15 protein-coding genes are annotated in these 18,906 nt (G+C 45.8%); 10 read left to right on the plus strand and 5 right to left on the minus strand.

The window, feature by feature from the left end; translation table 11 throughout:
• Positions 1 to 124: 124 nt before the first annotated feature.
• From ACO1PK_RS12070 to ACO1PK_RS12085, 4 genes are all read right to left on the minus strand, one after another.
• Complete coding sequence (locus ACO1PK_RS12070) at positions 125 to 1,546, minus strand: peptide MFS transporter (RefSeq protein ID WP_423185869.1); 1,422 nt, start codon at positions 1,544 to 1,546, stop codon at positions 125 to 127.
• Positions 1,543 to 3,270, minus strand: a complete 1,728-nt coding sequence (locus ACO1PK_RS12075) for a collagenase (protein WP_423185870.1) — start codon at positions 3,268 to 3,270, stop codon at positions 1,543 to 1,545. Before ACO1PK_RS12075 ends, ACO1PK_RS12070 begins: the two co-directional genes overlap by 4 nt.
• A 102-nt stretch (positions 3,271 to 3,372) precedes the next feature.
• Positions 3,373 to 5,958: a TonB-dependent receptor domain-containing protein gene (locus tag ACO1PK_RS12080; protein WP_423185871.1), complete on the minus strand. Its 2,586-nt coding sequence runs from the start codon at positions 5,956 to 5,958 to the stop codon at positions 3,373 to 3,375.
• Positions 5,959 to 6,160: 202 nt separating this feature from the next.
• Entirely contained in the window at positions 6,161 to 7,414 is a 1,254-nt protein-coding gene (locus ACO1PK_RS12085; RefSeq protein ID WP_423185872.1) for an NAD(P)/FAD-dependent oxidoreductase, read from the minus strand.
• A gap of 79 nt (positions 7,415 to 7,493) precedes the next feature.
• On the opposite strand from ACO1PK_RS12085, the gene dapA reads away from it, so the two are divergent.
• The 7 genes from dapA to tsaB all read left to right on the plus strand — a co-directional run bounded on the left by dapA (position 7,494) and on the right by tsaB (position 15,344).
• Positions 7,494 to 8,420: a 4-hydroxy-tetrahydrodipicolinate synthase gene (gene dapA, locus ACO1PK_RS12090; RefSeq protein WP_423185873.1), complete on the plus strand. Its 927-nt coding sequence runs from the start codon at positions 7,494 to 7,496 to the stop codon at positions 8,418 to 8,420.
• A gap of 8 nt (positions 8,421 to 8,428) precedes the next feature.
• Positions 8,429 to 9,430: a 4-hydroxyproline epimerase gene (locus tag ACO1PK_RS12095; RefSeq protein ID WP_423185874.1), complete on the plus strand. Its 1,002-nt coding sequence runs from the start codon at positions 8,429 to 8,431 to the stop codon at positions 9,428 to 9,430.
• Positions 9,431 to 9,432: 2 nt separating this feature from the next.
• Positions 9,433 to 10,920, plus strand: coding sequence for an aldehyde dehydrogenase (NADP(+)) (locus ACO1PK_RS12100; RefSeq protein ID WP_423185875.1), 1,488 nt, complete (start codon positions 9,433 to 9,435; stop codon positions 10,918 to 10,920).
• A gap of 2 nt (positions 10,921 to 10,922) precedes the next feature.
• Complete coding sequence (locus ACO1PK_RS12105; protein WP_423185876.1) at positions 10,923 to 12,134, plus strand: M24 family metallopeptidase; 1,212 nt, start codon at positions 10,923 to 10,925, stop codon at positions 12,132 to 12,134.
• 152 nt (positions 12,135 to 12,286) lie between these two features.
• Positions 12,287 to 12,535, plus strand: a complete 249-nt coding sequence (locus ACO1PK_RS12110; protein ID WP_423185877.1) for a hypothetical protein — start codon at positions 12,287 to 12,289, stop codon at positions 12,533 to 12,535.
• Positions 12,536 to 12,720: 185 nt separating this feature from the next.
• Entirely contained in the window at positions 12,721 to 14,649 is a 1,929-nt protein-coding gene (locus ACO1PK_RS12115) for an ATP-dependent DNA helicase (RefSeq protein ID WP_423185878.1), read from the plus strand.
• The gene (gene tsaB, locus ACO1PK_RS12120) at positions 14,646 to 15,344 is read left to right on the plus strand and encodes a tRNA (adenosine(37)-N6)-threonylcarbamoyltransferase complex dimerization subunit type 1 TsaB (protein WP_423185879.1); all 699 of its coding nucleotides are present in this window, start codon (positions 14,646 to 14,648) and stop codon (positions 15,342 to 15,344) included. The genes ACO1PK_RS12115 and tsaB overlap by 4 nt, the downstream gene beginning before the upstream one ends.
• 24 nt (positions 15,345 to 15,368) lie before the next feature.
• On the opposite strand, the gene ACO1PK_RS12125 is transcribed toward tsaB, so the two are convergent.
• Complete coding sequence (locus ACO1PK_RS12125; RefSeq protein ID WP_423185880.1) at positions 15,369 to 16,298, minus strand: sterol desaturase family protein; 930 nt, start codon at positions 16,296 to 16,298, stop codon at positions 15,369 to 15,371.
• A gap of 81 nt (positions 16,299 to 16,379) precedes the next feature.
• On the opposite strand from ACO1PK_RS12125, the gene ACO1PK_RS12130 reads away from it, so the two are divergent.
• From ACO1PK_RS12130 to ACO1PK_RS12140, 3 genes are read left to right on the plus strand one after another with little or no spacing between them, the layout of a single operon-like run.
• Complete coding sequence (locus ACO1PK_RS12130) at positions 16,380 to 17,429, plus strand: helix-turn-helix domain-containing protein (RefSeq protein WP_423185881.1); 1,050 nt, start codon at positions 16,380 to 16,382, stop codon at positions 17,427 to 17,429.
• The gene (locus ACO1PK_RS12135; RefSeq protein WP_423185882.1) at positions 17,422 to 18,444 is read left to right on the plus strand and encodes a DUF2804 domain-containing protein; all 1,023 of its coding nucleotides are present in this window, start codon (positions 17,422 to 17,424) and stop codon (positions 18,442 to 18,444) included. Before ACO1PK_RS12130 ends, ACO1PK_RS12135 begins: the two co-directional genes overlap by 8 nt.
• 59 nt (positions 18,445 to 18,503) lie before the next feature.
• The gene (locus tag ACO1PK_RS12140; RefSeq protein WP_423185883.1) at positions 18,504 to 18,812 is read left to right on the plus strand and encodes a hypothetical protein; all 309 of its coding nucleotides are present in this window, start codon (positions 18,504 to 18,506) and stop codon (positions 18,810 to 18,812) included.
• Positions 18,813 to 18,906: the final 94 nt, after the last annotated feature.

An 18,906-nucleotide genomic window follows, 5' to 3' on the forward strand; every position in this document is an offset into this window, starting at 1 on the left:
TTAATGTCGGGTATGACAGTATTAGTTTATGTATATATTATTTTGTATACAATTTGATCTTTCAGATTTTTTTTACATATAAATACAATATAAAGTAGATTTATAATCTAACTAAATTAGGGAATTATTCTTTTTTGTGCATCCAAAACACAAGCTTATCAGCAAGTAGATATAAGATTATCGCTGTAGCAAATGCAGCAATAGCAAAGCCGCTAAAAATACTAAAAGCATTCGCCACCATCTGCTCTTCAGTTTGTGCATCGCCAGAACCAATCATCGCACCAATTAAACCGGCTAATTTATTTGCTCCGGCCATGAAAAAATACCAAGCTCCCATCATCAATGATGCCATTCTCAAGGGCGATAAGCGTGTTACTAAGGCAAGCCCAATAGGAGAGAGACACAATTCACCTAGTGTGAAAAATAAATAGGCCAGTACTAGCCACCACATACTAGACTGTTCGCTATTGCTGTACTGTAAGGTGGCACCTACCATCATTAAAAAGCCTATACTGAGTAAAAATAATCCCAGCGCAAATTTAGTTGGAGAGTTTGGATCATGCTTGCCTAACTTGTGCCATAACATGGCAAAAATTGGGGCAAAAATCATAATAAATAAAGGATTGAGTGACTGAAAATAAGCTGGGTTTAACTCTAAATTCCCGATAGTTCTGTCGACGAAGCGGTCTGCATAAATATTCATCAATCCTCCAGCTTGCTCAAAGCCAGCCCAAAAAATGATCGTAAAAAAACCCATGATTAAAATAACTTTTAAACGATCTACTTCTTGCTTAGTTAAGGGGGCTGTTCTTTCGCTTTGCTGCAGGCGTTTTTCTCGTTTGGCTGCAGGCTCAATGCCGATATCACCTAAAAAACGTCTTGCTAATGCTAGTTGAAGAGTCAGAGCAATCAGCATACCTATGCCCGCTACTAAAAAGCCGGCCTGATAGTTTCGGACATGGATAATCTCGCCATCAAGCTCCAGTGTGTAACCAAGCTGGTCAATTAATAGCCCCACGGAAATACCGGCCAAAAACATACCCAGATTTACCCCAAGATAAAAAACGGTAAAAGCACCATCACGTCTATTATCCCCTGGCTGGTACAAATCTCCCACCATAGTCGAGATATTGGGTTTGAATAATCCATTCCCGGCAACCAAGAAACCTAAGCCAATGTAAAATGCAGATAATTCGTAACCCGCTAACCAATGATGAGGTAGTGCCAAACTAAACTGGCCGATCGCCATTAATATGCTGCCAATGATTATTGCCAATCGTTGCCCTGTAACATGATCAGCCAGCCAGCCGCCAAGCAAGGGCGTAACATACACTAACATGGTAAAAGTGCCATACAGTTCTAAGGCACTGGCATGATCCCAACCCATACCGCCGCCCTGAGTTTGTACCCGGTCGACCAGATAAAGCACCAGCAGCGCTCGCATGGCATAGTAGGAGAAGCGTTCCCACATTTCGGTACCAAACAGTAAAAAAAGCCCTTTGGGATGCCCCCAAAGATCTGTTTTGGCAAAACTATTTTGATTCATTGAGCTTGTTCCTTATCGTTTGGATTATGGGTTAAGCGGTGATAGTGTTGCTTATTTATGGGTAAATGAGCGGGTTGCAGATAGCTACGATACAGATAGCGGCCAAGGATTGGAGAGCTTTCTTCTGTTGTCGCTAGCGTATGATTATTTCGCAGTGTTTTTAAAAACTGGATAAAGTCTTTGTTATGCATACTGGCAAGTTGATCTAACAGCCTCAAATACCCCGAAAAAAAATCGGTACGCAGTGTTTGAGCTAGTGCCGGAATGCTTGCTGGTAACTCGCTTTGTAAAAAGCGCCATGCTAAGTAAGACCAACGATAGGTGAGATCAAGGCCATCATCATAACTTGCGGCAAAAATGTGTTGTAAAGTCGGAATGTCAGCCTCTGCTGTTGCCATGAGTAAACGCAGCGCTTGTGGATTGTCAACTGCTGTTGATATAAGTTCAGCCAGCCCTTCTGACCACCAAACTTTATGGCTTGGGAAATGCCCAAAAGGACCGTAGCTGGCATAGCGGCCATCCAGGTAATGAATATATTCGTGCTCAAGGTTCCATACCGCAAAGGGTTCCGTTTGCCAAAATTGCTGAAAGGCAAAAAAGCGAGCCTGATTTTCCGGATCGCTGGGTGTGCCTTCGATGTACATACCGCCATTATTGGTATGAATATTAAAATGCAGAGCACCGTACAAATTATAATCGCTGTAATCATCAAAAATAATGACCTCAAGCCGTCGGTTCAGGTCATTAGCAACAGGTTCTTTATTGGTCTTTAGCAGGGTATGAAAATGATCTTCCTGTGCAATCATCTTTGTGCATAACTGTTTAAGTTGCGGTGGTGTGATGCTCCGAAAGCGAATAACCAAGCCGGGATGACATGTAAACTGATTTGGTAAGGCTTGATCGATTTCAGGTAGTACGCACCATTCCTGAAACTCACGTAGACAATGATCTTTAACCCGGAAAGAGTTATTTAAATAACGCCAGCTGAAAAGCTCTTGTTTTGTGCGCATGATTAAGGTGGGGTGAGCCAGTAATGCAGCTTGTACTTGTTGATCAAATTGCGCTTTACTGTCTGTAGCAAGTAAATAGTGATGATAGGCTAACACCCACAACAAATGTTCAATTTGCCAGTCAGCAGCCTGGGGAATAAGTGCTAATAATTGTAGCGGCCATTCTGATCCTAGCAAGGTATCTTGTATTTCTTTGTTTCGTCGGGCCTCTACCTGTAAAAACGCTTTAGCCCTTATAGACTCCCACCAAGCATACTGTGCCGCTAATTGCTCAGATGGCAGTTGTTTACTTATCAGGCTTAATACATTCAGTAGGGCTGAACCCTGATGTTTAAATACCGGATATCGATAGGAAAGTACGCTAAATTGCTCTTGCCAGCGCCAGCTTTTTTCATTATCGGCATAGAACTCTGGATGCTCAGAAAGTTGAAGCAGCATATCAGCAAGTTTTATTGTGGCAGAACTATCTAACTGCGTAGGAGGATAGGAATACGAGAAATACCTTAATAAGCTAAGTTCGCTTTCAATATCTGCTTGGCGCACAGGGGGTAATTCCAATTTACGGGATATTGTTTCGCTCAGAGAAATAATGTCACTTAGCCATTGTTCTTGTGTGGATTGGATATTGGTTGGTGGGTTTGTTAACGCCGCAACCTTGTTCGTAAGTACGCTAATTAGCAACGATAGACAGATAAAGAATCTTAGAGAATTCATAATTAATTTATTGATTTAGTGTGAAAAAAGCTCCTGACAGACATGTCAGGAGCAAAAAGGCAGAAGATGCAGTGTTACAATCATCTTTACCCAGGACAGTGTTTAAAAGCTTTGGGTGTAGCCCATGTAAAGGGTTCTGCCGTAAATGCTGTACAGGCCAGCAGAATAGGCTCCCCACTTATCAAATCGAGGATCTTCATCAGTTAAGTTGTTAACCCCAAGACTGACTTTACCCTGCCATGGCAGCTCAAGTTGGTAAGAGATATTATGCGTTAACATTGAGCCGACCTTGTTATCAACTACCCAATTTTGCTCAGTATTCAGTTCTTTGTTTTTCTGAGCGCTGATAAAATTGCTATAGTAGGTCAGACTGTGATCACCCAAATTATAGCTAAGTGTCAGGTTGATACGATCAGACGGGTAACCAATACGGCCAATTTCATTCATTCCTAATTCAAGTTCTCCCATATTTGAAGAAACAGATTGAGAACGTCTGAAGCGGGTAATATGTGATAAGCCTAGATCGGCTTTGAAGTCACCAATTTCAGTTGCTAACCGACCACTCATTTTCAAGTCAATACCGCGTTTTTCTTCGAATCCACGATTCGTCGTAGTAATTTTCATACTCTCCAGGCGACCATTCGGAAGAAAACTGATTGCAGTATTAGGAAAAAGCTCGGCAATGGAAGGTCGTGGTTGCCCTGCTGCATCTGCGGCTTCCCAGAGCTTAGCCTGGCTATATGCAATAAGATTAGGGCTTAACTGGCTGATAATATTGTCAATTTTTAATTCCCAGAAATCTGCGGTAAAACTAACATTGTCGTTAATATCCCAAACAACCCCGATATTTGTTGTTTTAGAGGTTTCAGGTTTGAGTTTGTCGTTTCCGCCAATATCAACGTAAATGCTATCGCGACGGGTACAACCAGTTATTTCTTCTCCCACTGTTGCATGACATAGTGGGTAGTTTGTGATGGTATACCAACCTTGAGTGGGGCCACGGTAGAGATCGGCTAAGGTCGGCGCTCTGAAGCCTTCACCATAGGACGCCCGAATTAGTAGGTTTGCTAAAGGTGTATAACGAAGCCCTAGCTGAGGGTTAAAAGTGTTTCCAAAATCACTATAATGATCATAGCGTCCCGCCAAGCTTAACTCTAGTTCAGCCAATACAGGAATTGAAAGCTCGGTATAAATAGCCTTAGCCGTTCGTTCACCTTGTCCACCAGCGCCACCACTGCCACCAAAAATCTTGCCGGCCTTGGTTAAAGCATCGATGTCAGAAAAAAAGTGCTCTTTGCGGATAGATGCACCCAAATAGGCGCTTACAGCCCCCTCAGGTAGTTCAAATAAATCCATACCAGCACCTATACTGAAATCTACAGCTCTGGCTTTTGAAAATTTATCAATGTTGGCTGCGGCACCTCCAGGTACATCAGAAAGTGGATCTCGCGGATCCCAGCCATTAAACGTGGCTGAACTTTCGTCATATTGGCCGATTAAATCTGTAACAGCATCAGTAAATAAATAGCCTGTACCCCAGGTAAAATTGTTATAGCGGTTAACGCTTAATGCGGATTCCCAAAAACCCCAACTGGTGTTACCTTCCAGACTTAACAGAAAATCCAGAATATTGTCATTGTGTCGGGCCACGCGATCGCCAGCAGAATCAAAGCGATAATAGATTCGATCACCTGCATCAACCGCTCTTAACGTATGGCCTGCAGCGGTGGTGTAAGAAGGTAGCGCATGTGGAAAAATAATGGTTCCTGGTACGGGGGCTGAAATATCCTTACTACGGTTATTTGCCCAATAGGTTCTAGCGCTAAGTTTAATATCTGGTGTTAACTCTCTATTATAAATAACTAAAATATTATCCTGGTTACTGCTAGAAGTCATGTTAGCAGCAACAGAGTGATCATATAGGCAAGCTCTGTCATCCGGGTAATCTTTTGAAGAAACGGGACCAATAAAAGCATTTTTACCGTTTTTGTTGTAAGCATTACAGTCATCATTCATCAACGGAGTTTGATAGGCCCAAGAGCCGTCCGATGATTTAACAATAGTGCGGCCCCATTCCCAAATTTTACGCCAGTCGTCCATTAAGCTCGGATTACCACCAGCGACAACATAAGGAGATTCATAAGCACGAGAACGCATATTGATTGGGTCTCTTTGCTTGTGCTCCCATGTCATAATAAAATTGCTAGTGCTGTCGCTAAAACCTGTGGTTATAGAAAAATCGTAACTGTCCCCGCCACCACTGCGACTGGTGATTTCTCTTCTGAGACTAGCCTGGGTTCCTTTGTAATCTTTTTTCAGAATAATATTAATAACGCCGGCCATGGCATCAGTTCCGTAAATGGCCGACGCGCCATCACTAAGTACTTCGATTCTTTCAACAGCGGCCATAGGTAAGGTATTTAAATTTGCCGAACCACCGTCCATTACTGGCGATTTTGCCATTCTCTGCCCGTCAAGTAGTACCAGTGTTCTTTCGGAGCCTGAGCCTTTCATTGAAACTGTTGATTGTGAAGCCCAACTATTATTAGCACCGCCTCCCCAAGAACCAAAGGAGTTAAAATTAGAGGCGCGTAACGCATCTCCAACATTATTAAAACCTGCTGCAATGACATCAGCTGCATTTATTATCGTAACGGGGCTAGCACCCTCCATATCGACTTGCTTCAACCTTGAACCTGTTATGGAAATGCGTTCAACCTGCGCGCTTTCCTCTTGTTCTTGGGCAAATAAAACAGTGCTGGTGCTGGCACAAAGCATAGATATCAGGATGGGTAGTTTGGCGTGTCGCATAGTAGCGTTCCTTTATTGTCTTATTATTAGTGCGAATTGCCGTTTATTTATACATCAAAGATATATTGTATACAATATGCTAAAAGCGGTTTATTCTAAATGGATGCAAATTTATCGCTGGTGTTCGTCCTAGGATGCAATCTGTTATCAACTCTGCGCTAAAAGCCGCTTGAGTTAATCCAAGATGCTGGTGACCAAAATTGAAATATACGCCGCCCATATTGGGACATGCACCTATCACCGGTAATGAGTCTGGCAAGGAAGGGCGATCTCCTGCCCATGCGTGCTGCAAGCTGCCTGGAACCGGTTCACCATAACTGGCAGGTGATGTTGGGGTACGTAAAAGTTTATCTGCATGCTGCTGTAATATTTGCGCTCTTTTATAAGATGGCGCACTCTTCAAACCTGAAAATTCTACTGTTCCTGCAACCCTTAAACCAAATTGCATCGGTGTCATGATGCATTTTCTTTCAAGAGAGCTGACGGGACGCTGCAAGCCGACGCCTTTTAGCATCAGATGATAGCCGCGCTCAGACTCAAGGGGTACTTTCCAACCTAATTGTTGTGTTAATTCAGCTGAGTAAGCGCCAGCGGCAATGATGACTTTGTTAGTAACAATGTCATCCTGCTCAGAAAGCAGTTTTATCGACCTTTTATCATAAATTATGGTTTTGACTTGAAGCTGTTTAAAGCGTCCCCCTTGCGAAATATACTTCTGAAAAAGTTGCTGACATAAGGCAAATGGGTTAGGAGTGTGCGCGACTTCCGTGAAATCTAAAGCGGCCGTTAAATGTTCAGCTAAATCGGGCTCCATCGCTGACAATTTTGAGCTATCAATCCAGCTAACATCGATACCAGCATTACGATAGCAAGAATATTGCTCTTGCAAGGCTGTCATTTTTTGTTGCTCCGTAACCAAAAGGGCCCCCTGATAACTGATGTATTCAGTTAATTGCATGCTGTGTAAGAGTTTTTGCCAGCTAGCAATACTGGAGTGATTAAGTGAACTTATCGCCAGATGATTAGAAATGCGCTTGTTTTTTGACATATTCTGTAAAAAACGTCTGAACCACGGCAGCGCCTGAAGCAGATACGTTGTTCGGATATGTAAGGGGCCAAGAGGGTTAAGCAACATCTGAGGTAGCTTTAACAAAAGGCTCGGATGAGCTAAGGGAAATACTTGCTCTGTGGCAAAATGTCCGGCGTTGCCAGCCGAACATTTATTTGCTACCCCCTTTGAATCTACCAGAAGTACATCAACCCCTGCTTGCTGCAAAAATAGCGCACTTGTTAATCCAACAACGCCACAACCTATAATACAAACTTGTTCCATAGCCTATTCCAGAAAGTGCTTGCCAATATATATTGTATACAATATCCTTTATTTCTTATTTGTTAAAGAGGATTTAGATATGCAAGTTAATTGGCAAGGTGTTTTTCCAGCAATCTCAACACAGTTCAATCAGGATGGTTCGATTAATTATGCGGCAAATGCCCGTATGCTAAATCAGCTTATTGCAGATGGAATTGATGGCATTATTGCGTTAGGAACTGTCGGGGAAAATGCCTCGCTTAGCGCATCAGAAAAAAGAGAGTTTTTGCAGCAAACCGTAAAAACTGTAGCAGGTAGGATCCCGGTTATTGCTGGCTGCACTGAAAATAGTGCCCCAGTTGCTATCGACTATGTTAAGGCTGCAGAGCAGATTGGTGTAGATGGCATAATGTTACTCCCAGCAGTTGTGTATCGGGGTACAGATCGGGAAGTTCTGACGCACTATCAAACAGTAGCCCGTGCTACACGGCTACCTATCATGATTTATAACAATCCAGTGAGTTATGGTATTGATATCAATCTTGACATGACAGCTATCCTAGCTGAAGAACCTAATATTGTCGCTATCAAAGAGTCAACCACAGATACACGTCGCATTACCGAGTTGCAAAGCCGTTTTGGTCAGCGCTTCCAGATTTTTTGTGGAGTTGATGATATTGCTCTGGAGTCTGTATTGCTTGGTGCCACCGGCTGGATCTCGGGGTTAACGAATGTGTTTCCACGGGAATCTGTCACTTTATTTAAACTGGCGCGAGAAGGTCGTATTGCTGAAGCACGCGAAATTTACCGCTGGTTTATGCCGTTATTGCGTTTAGATACCATCCCTACCTTGGTGCAATGCATCAAACTCGCTGAGCAATTAGTTGGCAGGGGTAGTGAAAATGTGCGTTTACCGCGTTTAGCGCTGTCTGGCAAGGAGCGGGCTTATGTTGAACAGGTCGTGGCCCTTGCGTTAGAAACACGTCCGGATTTAACAAAGTTTGCGGCAACTACCACTAACGCATAGGTTATATCATGTTAAAAGGTACCTATTTTTGTATTGATGCTCATACCTGTGGTAACCCGGTGCGCCTTGTTACCAGCGGCCATCCTGTGCTGTCTGGCGCCACCATGAGTGAAAAAAGACAGGACTTCATTGAGAAATATGATTGGATCCGGCAGGGGTTGATGTTCGAGCCGCGGGGCCATGCCATGATGTCAGGGGCGTTTTTATACCCTCCCTGTTCTGATAACGCTGATGCGGCTGTGTTATTTATTGAAACCAGTGGCTGTTTACCAATGTGTGGTCATGGCACTATCGGAACTGTTACTGCTGCACTGGAGAGCGGTTTAATTATGCCAAAGACGCCAGGGCAACTGATTCTAGATGTGCCGGCAGGGCAGGTTGCGATTCGTTATCAGCAGCAAGGCGATAAAGTTAAATCGGTTAAAATCACCAATGTGCCATCCTTTTTGGCGATTTCAGATGCTATGGTCGATGTGCCAGGGCTGGGGCAGCTAAAAGTAGATGTTGCTTATGGTGGTAATTTCTATGCGATTGTCGAGCCGCAGCAAGCATTCCCGGGCTTAGAGCATTGGGGGGCTGATAAAGTTTTACACTTTAGCCTATTGTTGCGAGAGGCAATAAATGCCGCCTACAGCTGCATTCATCCATTGGACAGTAGTATCAGGGGGATTAGCCATGTACTTTGGACCGGCCAGCCAAAAACTGCAGGCTCCACGGCTGCAAACGCTGTGTTTTATGGCGACGGCGCCATTGACCGCTCGCCTTGTGGCACAGGTACCAGTGCCCGTATGGCACAACGCTTTGCGCGCGGCTTATTAAAGCAGGGGCAGGAATTTGTGCATGAAAGCATTATTGGCAGTCAGTTTATCGGCAGAATAGAGGCGATTACTGAAGTTGCAGGCCGCCCGGCGATCATTCCTTCAATTGAGGGATGGGCGCATGTTTATGGATTTAATCAAATCAGAATTGATGATAGCGATCCTTATGCTGCTGGATTTTTAGTGAGATAACGATGATTTCAGGACAACATTTTATTGCCGGCCAATGGGTCGGTGAGCCTTTGCCAGAAAATGCGGCGTTTAATCCTATGCAAAATACCACCTTGCCGTGGCATTTTGCTGAAGCCGGCATGGATGAATTAGCCTTAGTGACTAAAGAGGCGCAAGCAGCCTTTCTGAGTTACCGACACTTGCCTGCAAACCAAAGGGCCGATTTTCTTGAGCAGATAGCACAGGAACTGGAACATAGGCGAGATAGTATCGTACATACCTTTGTGCAGGAATCTGCGCTTGCTGAAGCACGAGCGCAGATGGAGCTTGGCAGAACTTGTAATCAGTTAAGGTTATTTGCTAGCGAGCTGCGCCATCCTGAAGCTGACTGCGTTGTGCCGGCCATGCCAGAGCGGCAACCTTTACCTCGTCCCGCTTTACGTTTGCGCAAACTGCCGCTGGGGCCTGTGGTGGTGTTTGCTGCAAGTAATTTTCCTTTAGCATTTTCTGTTGCTGGGGGCGATACGACTGCTGCTTTAGCCGCCGGCTGTCCGGTTATCGTCAAAGCACATAATGCGCACCCAGCGACATCAGAGTTAGCTGCGCAGGCCATAGCGGCAGCGGCAGCGAACACAGCCATGCCAAAAGGTGTTTTTGCGTTGGTGCATGCCAGACAACATGCTTTTTCAGAAGCTTTAATTCAGCACCCGGCAATTAAAGCGGTTGCCTTTACAGGTTCGGAACAGCTGGGTATGCATTTTCAACGTTTAATTTGGCAAAGGCCGCAGCCTATCCCATTTTTTGGGGAGCTTGGCTCGCAAAATCCGCTTTTCGTGTTGCCAGGATATCTAGCTCAGCAGGGAGAGAGTTTTGCGCAGCAGTTAGCTCAGTCAGTATTAAATGGTTGTGGTCAGTTTTGTACCCGTCCTGCCTTAGTATTTATCCCTGCAGGCAGCACAACTTTAATCAATTTGTTGCAGCAATATTTCTCTGCAGCGCCAGCCGGTGCAATGCTTACGCCGAAAATTGCGGCACATTACCGGCACGGTTGTCAGGAGTTATTACAAAGCCATGCCGCCAGGTTACTGGCGCAAGGCCAGGGTAATGAAGAGGGATGTCATACCTTACCTCGGTTATTTATTAGCTCCTTGGCATGTTTTTTAACTAAAGCAGAGTTGCAAAATGAAATTTTCGGCCCTGCAACAGTATTAATTGAATATGAAACTACAACACAATTGCAGGAATTAGCGCTGCAGTTGCCAGGGCAATTAACTGCCACTCTTTTTGCAACCGAACAAGAGTTCGCAGCACAACAGGCGTTATTGCAAAACCTCGAACTGTTGTGTGGTAGGATGATTTTTGCACAAATGCCCACAGGGGTTGAGGTTTGCCCGGCAATGCAACATGGTGGGCCTTTCCCTGCGTCCACAGATAGTCGTTTTACGGCTGTTGGTAGCCGATCAATAGACCGTTTTTTACGGCCTGTATGCTATCAGAATTTTCCGGAGTGAATATGAATAAGCAAATTGGTGGGAAATCGTTTGATGAGGCTTTAGCCTCGCTAAACGATATGACAGCAAATGCTCAGCCGATAGACGCTGAAGAATTTCTCCAGCGATTGCATAAGGCTGCGGCCATAATGCAATCACAAGGTGTTACAGCTATGCTGTTAACTGCAGGCACCAGTTTATATTATTTTACTGGTTTACGTTGGTATGCCAGCGAGCGTCTCGTGGCGGCTCTGCTCCTCGCTGATGGATCTTTGACCTATATCATCCCTGAGTTTGAACGAGGTACTATTGTGCCGCAACTCGTCGTTCCGGCTCCTGTAATGGGATGGCAGGAGCACGAAAACCCCTATCAGTTATGCCTTAGTTTGTTAGGCAATGCTACGTCATTAGCATTGGATGAGAGTGCGGCATTTTTTATTGCCGATGGCCTTAAACGGTGCGAACCGCAACTTGAACTGTCTAATGCTGCTGCCATAACGGCCACCTGTCGCCGGGTGAAGTCTGCTGCCGAGTTGGCTTTGATGCAATGTGCTATGGATATGACTTTAGCCGTGCATAAGGCAGCAGCCAGTATACTCTACCCGGGAATTACGGTCGCCGAGGTTAAAGCATTTATCGATTATGCTCATCGAAAAGTAGGTGCTGCAGAAGGCAGCTATTTTTGTATCGTGCTATTTGGCACGGATACGGCATTTCCGCATGGTGTTGCGCATCCCAAAGCCCTGGCAGAAGGCGATATGGTATTGATTGATACAGGCTGCAAATTGCACGGTTACTTATCTGATATTACCCGTAGTTATGTTTTTGGCACGCCTACGGCAGAACAGCAAGCGTATTGGCTGCATGAGAAAGCAGCGCAAGCTGCCGCTTTTGCAGCGGCAGTACCGGGTAAGCCATGTCAGGAAGTGGATCGTGCTGCCAGACAATACCTGCAGCAGCAGGGTTTTGGCCCTGATTACCAGCTACCTGGATTGCCTCACCGCACGGGACACGGCATTGGATTGGATATTCACGAATGGCCGTATCTGGTAGAAGGCAATATGCTACCACTGGAGGCGGGAATGTGTTTCAGTAATGAGCCTATGTTAGTGATACCAGGAGAGTTTGGGATAAGGCTAGAAGATCATTTTTATATGACAGAGCAAGGGCCTCGTTGGTTTACTCACCCCGCCGTAAGTATTACCGCACCATTCTTGAGCGATTTGCTGGATTAAAAGAGTCCTTAAACAGCGATGATGGTTTACTAAAGTTAAACTTTTTCTTGATGTTGTCGATAAAATTGCAAGTGAGTTAAGTTAGTTGCCTATTTGGCTGCTGGCTTAACTTAATTTATCATGAACTAAGACTTCATATTTAGGTTACTCAGATGGACGTACTAATGCCCTTTTTACAGCGCAAACCAGGCACGCCGATCGAGCAAGATCCGCGCTTGGTGCTGCCGGTATTTAGGGATGCACGTCTGACGCCTTTGAATAAGTATGAGCAGAAATACCTTATTTTGCAGCGGGTAAGCAAACGTAAGAAAGGTGATGATAATTATCCACCCGCCCCCTATACCACGCCTGAAGAAGATCAACATGTTGATAAAGATGGCCATTTGGATATTTTTGTCTAATCCAGCATTTCTCTTACGGTCAAATGCAAAAATAGTGTCTGAATTTAGGGATAAACAAGGCATAATACTCGACTAATTTATATTGCGTGTTGCCTACTGCAGTTGATCACAGCAAAGCAGCATTATGCTGCTAGATGGGGTGACAGTGAGGTATTGCGGGTTCTTAGTATTTAGCAGGTTGAGTGATGAGCAATAAAGCCGCAGGCGCTTTTGCCGAACAAGGCACCTTAGCCAAGCAGATCCCTGGCTTTAAACCACGTGCTGCGCAAGTCGCTATGGCTACCGCAGTGGAAAAAGCCATCCAGCAAGACGGTGCTTTAGTTGTTGAAGCCGGTACGGGTACCGGTAAAACCTATGCCTACTTAGTGCCTGCGTTGCTGTCAGGAAAAAAGGTGGTGTTATCCACCGGAACCAAAAATCTGCAAGAGCAGCTTTATTTCCGCGATCTGCCTACGGTGTTGCAAGCCTTGGCGCTGCCCATTAAAACCGCTTTACTGAAAGGCCGTGCTAACTACCTGTGTTTATTCCGGCTAGAGCAACATTATCAGCATATTCCGGTAGCCGATCCGCAGCTGATATCCGATTTGAGTTTAATTAAAAAGTGGTCTGCCGAAACGCAAAGTGGTGATATTGGTGAGCTAACCTATATTGCCGAAGACTCGAAAGCGCTGCCATACGTCACCAGCACAACTGACAACTGCTTAGGCAAAGATTGCCCAGTGTATGAAGATTGTCATTTACTAAAAGCCCGTAAAGAAGCACAAGCCGCTGACTTGGTGGTAGTGAATCATCACTTGTTTTTTGCCGATTTGGCCTTAAAAGACACTGGCTTTGGCGAACTACTTCCTGAGATGGAAGTGGTCATTTTTGATGAAGCACATCAGATCCCTGATATTGCCAGCGAGTATTTTGGTGAGCACTTCTCCAGTCGCATTTTGCAAGATCTCTGTAAAGACATTGAATTAGTGGGTAAAAGCGAGCTAAGAGATGTTATGCAGCTAAGCAAGGCTGCAGACAAGGTCGCCAGTTTAACGCGCGACTGGCGGCTGCAATTTGCTGCCGATCCAACCCGTGGCAATTGGCGACAAGCCTATCAACAGCCAGCCATGCAAACCGCCATCACCCGTATCAATGATGCGCTAGATATGCTCTACCAAATTGTTAAAAGCAGCTTAGGGCGCAGTCAAACGCTGGATAATTGCTATGAGCGCTTAGCGCAGTTAAAAACGCAATTACAAAAACTGCTGCAAGTAGAGCAAACTGGCGTGAGCCTGTGGTTTGAAACCACTAAGCTGCATGTGGGGTTACATTTAACACCACTGAGTATTGCCGATAAATTTAATAAACTGGTTTTTGCTGAGCAGCGCAGTTGGATCTTTACCTCGGCCACCTTATCGGTGGATGCCGGCTTTAGCCATTATCAGCAGCAAATGGGCTTAACGGGGGCGGATACCTTATTACTAGAAAGTCCTTTTGATTACGCCAAACAAGCGCTACTTTGCGTGCCGCGCTTTATGCCAGAGCCACACGAACCGGCGATGGCACATGCGCTACTCACCATGGCCATTGAATTGATCACCGCGAATAACGGCCGCTGCTTCTTTTTATTCACCAGCCACCGCATGTTGCAATGGATGGCGGCAGCTTTACCCGAGCAAATTCGCCAACCGGTATTGGTGCAAGGTTCTACGGGGAAGCGCTTGTTATTGGAACAATTTGTACAATTAGAAAATGCCGTATTACTGGGTACCGGCAGTTTCTGGGAAGGGGTTGATGTACGTGGTGATACCCTAAGCTGCGTCATTATCGATAAGCTGCCTTTTGCCTCGCCAGATGATCCCTTATTGCAAGCACGGAGTGAGGATTGCGCCATGCGTGGCAAGGATCCTTTTGCCGAAGTACAATTACCTCAGGCGATCATTACCTTAAAACAAGGGGTAGGGCGGCTCATTCGCGATGTCACCGATCGCGGCGTGCTGGTGATCTGTGATAATAGGCTGGTAACTCGGCCCTATGGTGCCACCTTTTTAAAGAGCTTGCCGCCGATGCGCCGTACTCGCGATCTGGCAGAGGCTAGCGAGTTTTTAAAACAGCTACAACAAGGAAACACATGATTTTTTTAGCCTTAGATACCTCCACCGAGGCCTGCTCAGTTGCCTTAAGTTACCATGGCCAACTGCTGGCGCTGGATGAAGTCTGTCCGCAGCAGCATAGCAAGCGTATTTTACCTATGGTGCAGCAGGTGCTGGCCGAGGCGGGTGTGAGCTTAAATCAACTCAATGGCATCGTGTTTGGCCGTGGGCCAGGCAGTTTTACCGGTGTGCGTATTGGCGTCTCTGTGGCGCAAGGGGTGGCCTTTGGCGTTGATGTACCGGTTTATGGTGTGTCAACCTTAGCGGCCATGGCGCAAGCTGCGGCCAAGCTAACAGCAGCAAAGCAAGTGATAGCGGCAATTGATGCGCGGATGGCAGAGGTGTATTTGGCGGCCTTTGCGCTAGATGCCCAAGGCTTTATGCAACCGATAAGCCCTGAAATTGCGGCAAAACCTGCTGCTTTGCCAGCGGTGGTGACGGATTTAACCTTTGACCGCGATCTGCTCGGTGTCGGTACTGGCTGGCAAACCTATGCAACTGAGCTACAGGCAGTATTGCCTGCCACTATTGCCGCAGATATTTTATACCCCAGTGCACAGTTTATGCTGCCGTTTGCCAACAGTGCTTGGCAAGAAGGCCACTTTGTGGCGGCTGAGCAAGCCGAGCCAGTTTATGTGCGTGATGAAGTCACTTGGCAAAAATTACCGGGGCGCTAACCTTTGCCTGATATAGCATAGTTATTATAACTCGTTATCGTGGTGAAGACTGCGCCATTCTGGTGGCTTGATCAGATGCTTAACCCCTTGCGACCATGACTTTGCTTGCTTGATATCTTTAAATAGATCGACATATTCATGGGTCCATAAGCTCACTAAATCCTGCCCTCTTAGCGGTGTAGTAATACCGTAAGTGGGTGGATCTAAACGATCTTCAGCTGCAAAAGTGCCAAACCAGCGATCCCAAATAATCAGCACACCACCGTAATTACGATCGATATATCCGCTGTTTCGACCATGATGCACGCGATGGTGGCTAGGGGTATTAAAGATAAGTTCAATAACGCGGGGTAGTTTACCAATCAGCGTTGTATGAATAAAAAATTGGTAGACCAACGACAGCGCAAAGGCGATGCCAATCCATAATGGATTAAACCCCAGCCAAGCCAGCGGCACATAAAACAGCCAATTACCGTTAAAAATATTGGTGGCATTTTGCCGCATCGCGGTAGAAAAATTAAAGCGGGTAGAAGAGTGATGCACCACATGCGCGGCCCAAAACCAGCGAACCCGATGACTGCAACGGTGCATCCAATAAAAGCAGAAATCTACCGCGATAAAGGTCAGGAACGCAGTATAAAAGGTCAGTTCCAGTGTCCAAAGGCGATGATAATACGCCAAAGCAAACACGGGAAAGGCGATTAAGCCAGCAAAGAGTAACTCGGTCAGTTGATAACCGGCACCGAGCATAAAATTTTTAATCGCTTCGGGCAGATCCATCAATTTAGGGTCGTGGCGGATCTTTAAATATTCCCAAGTCGCCACGCCAATAAAAAACGGCGTAGCAACCACAAAAATCGCCTGACGAGCGTCCAACGCCAACCAATGACTTAACCACTGCCAGATTGGCGCCAAGCCACTTTGTAGCCATAACTCTTGCAAAGACGTCAGCATAGTGTGCTTCCTCGTTTCCCCCTACCTTTTAGCATTTTGCCGTGGTCATTCCGATAAAAATTGACAATTCACGCCATCTTCATGATGATAAGTTATCAGCAAGCAAAAATTAACCTTATGCATGTTCCTGGGATCTGGACTTCGCTGGCGCTACTCTGGCTGCAGCAACAACACCTTACTGACGATGACTTGTTGCAATTATTATTGCGCTGGCAGCGTCAACGGCAAATTCCGCTAAGTTTGTGGCAGCAAGCCTTGCAACGCTGTGTTGCGATACAGCCGCAACGGTCCCCTGAGTTAGCCATAGGAGCAAGGATTAGTGCAGATCATTTGGGTAAACTAGGCTACCTCGTGCAGGCCAGTGCAACGATGCAGGAAGCTTTGCAAGCTTATCAACGCTATGAACCGGTGTTTTATGGTGAGCAATGGCTTAGCACAGCACAAAGTGACGACCGTATCGTATTAAGTTGGCCTGTGATGACCACAAGCTACCCATTAGCGGATGCCGTAGCGATAGCCGCCTTAGTCAGTTTTATCCGACAGCAATTAGGCTCAACTGTTAGCCCATTACAGGTCAGTTTTGTTGGCCAACTGAATGCGGCACAACTGCACGATTATCGCGAATTTTTCCAATGCCCAGTGCTTAGTCAGCAAACGGCTGTTTCGGTCACCTATCCGCTGTCAGTCTTGGCCGTACCCATGCCATGGCGTGATCCTGTGTTACAGCAGCGTATGGATCAGCAAGTTTCGTCGATGTTAAAGCGCTTGCCCAAGTCCAGCGCACTCGAGCAGCAGTTACAGCAAGTCTTACTCAGATTACTGGTGCAAGGTGAGCCGAGTCTAGTGCAAGTTGCACGTGCGCTGCACCTGTCAAGCCGAACTTTGCAGCGCCGTTTACAACAGCATGGGTTAAGCTGGCAACAATGGTTAGATCAGAGTCGAGTTGAATTGGCTGGGCACTATTTTCAAGATCCAACCTTAAGTAACAGTGATATTGCGTTACTGCTCGGATTTTCAGAGCAAAGTGCATTTAACCGTGCCTATCGACGCTGCACTGGCACCTCCCCAGCCAAAGCACGGCGTTATGTAATTCAGTCGTTATTTCAACCAGTAAAGGTTAGCCATGAATAAACCGCTACAGCAGTTAATCAATCAACAAGGACAAGCTGAGTTTGGTGTGTTCGCTCAGCCAGTGCTACAGATTAATTATCAAGATTTTGATTTACGCACGCCAATGGACCGGCGTCTTGGCGCCTTAGCCAAATATTTAAAATTTAACCAGTTTCAGTTTATTGGTTTAACCAATTCACGATTTTTACTCGGCATTGCCATTGTGGATTTAAAATGGGTAGGGCATGCTTTTGTGTACTGTTATGATTTAACTAGCCATGAACTCAGCGAGTTTAGTTTTAAGCAGTTGTTCAGTGTTAAGACGAAAATTGATCTTCAGCCTAATGCTGGCGAAGCGTTGTTTGTCTCAGGTAAAAACAGCATAAAGATCACCGCAAGCTCAGAACCAGGGCAGCGAGTGGTAGAAGTGCATTTGCCAGTGCTAACATTATCCGCCTTAATCGCAGAGCAACAGCCCTATCAGCCTTTGGCACTTTGCACCCGCGCGGGCTATCAAGGCTGGGTTTATACGCAGAAAACGGCGGCGCGGCTTTGTTCTGGTAGCCTCATTTGGCAGCAGCAACACTATGATTTACAGGCCTTGGCGACCTTAGCCTCGGTTGACTGGACGGCAGGCTTTATGCGCCGCGAAACCAGCTGGAATTGGGCGAGTTTATCTTGCTTTTTAGCGGATGGTCGGCGTTTCGGGCTCAATCTAGCGGCTGGCGTTAATGAAACGGGCTTTACCGAAAATGCCCTGTGGCTGGAAGATAAACTGGTAAAGCTAGGCAGCAGCCACTTTCAGTTTACTCGACAAGACGCTACAGCTTCTTGGCTTATCACGACTGAAGATAGCCAAGTTAATTTACGCTTTGTGCCAGCGAATTATCGCAGTGAAAAAGTGAATTTAGGTTTCTTGGCGTCTAACTTTAAGCAGCATATGGGGCGCTTTTATGGGGAGATCCGGCTAGGCGATGAGTTGTTAGTCTTAGATGGCGTATGGGGACTGACAGAAGATCATTATGCAAAATGGTAGTTTGCATCTGCTGCGGCTTTGATTATACTAAAAACAATTTATTTTACTGATCATTGTTCATGAGCATTAACGCCAGCAATAATATCAATCCCAGTAGTCTGCTAAATCCGGCAACAAATCGGCCACAGCCTACGCGCGCCGTGCAGCTGGAGCGGGATAATACGGTTAATCAAGCGGCTGGCATTCGCGTCGACAGTGAGGCTATTTCCCGTTTAGATAATGAACGTGAGGCGCAAAGTAACCGCCAATCCTTTCGTGATAATGCTGAACCGCGCAACGAACGCGCTATTGCTGCTTATCAAAGTTTACAAAATGAACAACGTCGTAATGAAGTGCAAGCCATGTTAGGCGTCGACCTGTACGCTTAGCCTTGCTAATTTCTCTGGTCAATTCCCATTTTTTAAGTATATCTCAGGACGAACGCTAAAATACGTCATGGTATATGTGCTTTTTCCTCTTAAG

The sequence above is a fragment of the Alishewanella sp. d11 genome, assembly GCF_049390205.1.
GTDB lineage: Bacteria > Pseudomonadota > Gammaproteobacteria > Enterobacterales > Alteromonadaceae > Alishewanella.